Below are 2,113 nucleotides of genomic sequence, written 5' to 3'. Positions count from 1 at the left end.
AAGTGCAAGTGCAAGTGCAAGTGCCCCAATCGAAACACTAATAACCAATAACCACCGAGGTCCAGCATGCTCAGACAAGTGTTGATTGCCACTGCCATTTTCTCCATGACAGGGCTGGCCTTGGCGGCCACGCCCGCCAAGGTTGGCAACACCACCTTGGGTAAGGTGCTTGTGGATGAAAAGGGTATGACGCTTTACACCTTCACCAAGGACAGCGAGGGTAAGTCCGCTTGCAATGGCCCGTGCGCCAAGAATTGGCCGCCGCTGATGGCACCGGCAGGGGCCAAGAGCGGTGACGGCTATACCGTAGTACAGCGTGATGATGGTAGCCAGCAATGGGCCTACAAGGGGCAGCCACTCTATACCTGGGTAAAAGACAGCAAGCCTGGTGAAACGACCGGTGAAGGCGTCAATCAAGTCTGGCACGTCGCCAAGCCTTGATTGTGGAGCAGTCCCTGCGGACAACAGGGGCTGCTTATCTGCTCGGTAGATTACTTTTTAAATTATATTCAATTTTGCGGATAATCGAGCCGAGCTAGACTGATTGCATTCCTCAGCGGAGCTCACCTCATGACCTTAAAAGATGCTATAGCCCTGCGCACCGGCGGCAAGCCGCTCAGCCAGCTCAAGCAGCCACTCGAAGTCGTTCGCCAGTTCACCCCCAACTGGTTTGCGGCAACGATGGGCACCGGTATCTTGGCAATCGCCTTAGCGAGCTTTCCCGTGTCGGTACCTGGCTTGCGTCTGATCGCCGAAGGACTGTGGCTGTTCAATATCTTGCTTTTCGTTCTATTCAGCGGCTTGTATGCCGCCCGCTGGATCTTGTTCTACAACGAAGCCAAGCAAATTTTCGCCCACTCTACCGTATCGATGTTTTTCGGCACCATTCCAATGGGCTTGGCAACAATCATTAACGGGATGCTGATCTTCGGGCTGCCACGATGGGGTGAGGTGGCTGTCACGATTGCCACCGGACTCTGGTGGGTCGATGCGGCCATGGCACTGGTGTGCGGAGTAGCGATTCCGTACCTGATGTTCACCCGTCAGCAGCACAGCATCGACCAAATGACAGCGGTGTGGTTGCTACCTGTGGTGGCCGCCGAAGTGGCCGCTGCCAGTGGTGGCCTGTTGGCACCGCACCTAGCTGATGGCGGGCACCAATTCACCGTGCTGGTGACCAGCTATGTGCTTTGGGCTTATTCGGTACCTGTCGCCCTAAGTGTCCTCGTGATCCTGCTATTGCGGATGGCGCTGCACAAGCTGCCTCACGAGAACATGGCTGCATCGAGCTGGTTATCGCTGGGCCCCATCGGCACGGGTGCGTTGGGTCTGCTCGTGATGGGCAGCGACGCACCGGTTATCTTCGCTGCTCACGGTATGGCCAGAATTGGCGTCGTCGCGCAGGGGCTAGGCGTAATTGGCGGGATCCTACTGTGGGGACTCGGCTTGTGGTGGATGAGCCTTGCCATACTGATCACGTTGAAGTACGCGCGCCACGGCATCCCTTTCAACCTGGGATGGTGGGGTTTTACTTTTCCATTGGGCGTCTATGCCGTCACGACGCTACGTCTGGGAAGCACGCTTGGATCAGGCTTCTTTACCGTCTTCGGCGCCTTTTTAGTCGTCGCCTTGACTGCTCTGTGGGCGGTGGTGGCGGGACGCACCCTGGCCGGTGCCTACCGTGGGACGCTGTTCGTCTCGCCTTGCATTGCTCATCTACAACCACGCAAATGAGGTCGATTAGGTAGCGCCTCGTTGAGCAACGCCACCAAGCCAGGACCATCAGCCCACTCTCTACGACGAGTGAGCTGATGAGTCCGCAAATGGGGCTCAGTGAAAGCTATCCCTTGATGCCGTTGGTTACCGCGGCCGCCTTAACCGATTCAAAGGTGCGTCAGCTCAGGACGAGGGTGACTCTGTCTCTTGGGAAGGGCGGTGGCGTCCTACCGTGCCAATCTCGGCAGGCGTCTTGATGTAGAACAGTGCTAAGTCTTCCGACTCGAGGCGTTGAAACAGCATGTCGTGTTGAATTTGAGTCAGCGCCATCGTCACCTGGATGGGTCGATCGGCAAGCTCAAAAAAATGAGCGGAGTGGCGTTTTCCATCTTGGCCG

General features: G+C 56.8%; 2 protein-coding genes and 1 pseudogene. 2 read left to right on the top strand and 1 reads right to left on the bottom strand.

Going from position 1 to position 2,113, the window contains the following annotated elements:
- Positions 1-66 precede the first annotated feature (66 nt).
- A complete protein-coding gene (locus tag RND78_RS27665; protein WP_074528234.1) occupies positions 67-441 on the top strand; it encodes a hypothetical protein in 375 nt (124 codons plus the stop codon).
- Positions 442-570: 129 nt separating this feature from the next.
- The gene (locus RND78_RS27660) at positions 571-1,734 is read left to right on the top strand and encodes a TDT family transporter (protein WP_312733417.1); all 1,164 of its coding nucleotides are present in this window, start codon (positions 571-573) and stop codon (positions 1,732-1,734) included.
- Positions 1,735-1,899: 165 nt separating this feature from the next.
- Here the strand turns inward: RND78_RS27660 and RND78_RS27655 are convergent.
- Positions 1,900-2,113 (bottom strand): annotated as a pseudogene (locus tag RND78_RS27655) (DUF190 domain-containing protein); the annotation flags it as partial.

This window comes from Pseudomonas oryzihabitans (assembly GCF_032027545.1).
Lineage (GTDB): Bacteria > Pseudomonadota > Gammaproteobacteria > Pseudomonadales > Pseudomonadaceae > Chryseomonas > Chryseomonas oryzihabitans_F.
The sequence above is the reverse complement of the archived record's forward strand: the minus strand, read 5'-3'. Positions and strand labels throughout refer to the sequence as shown.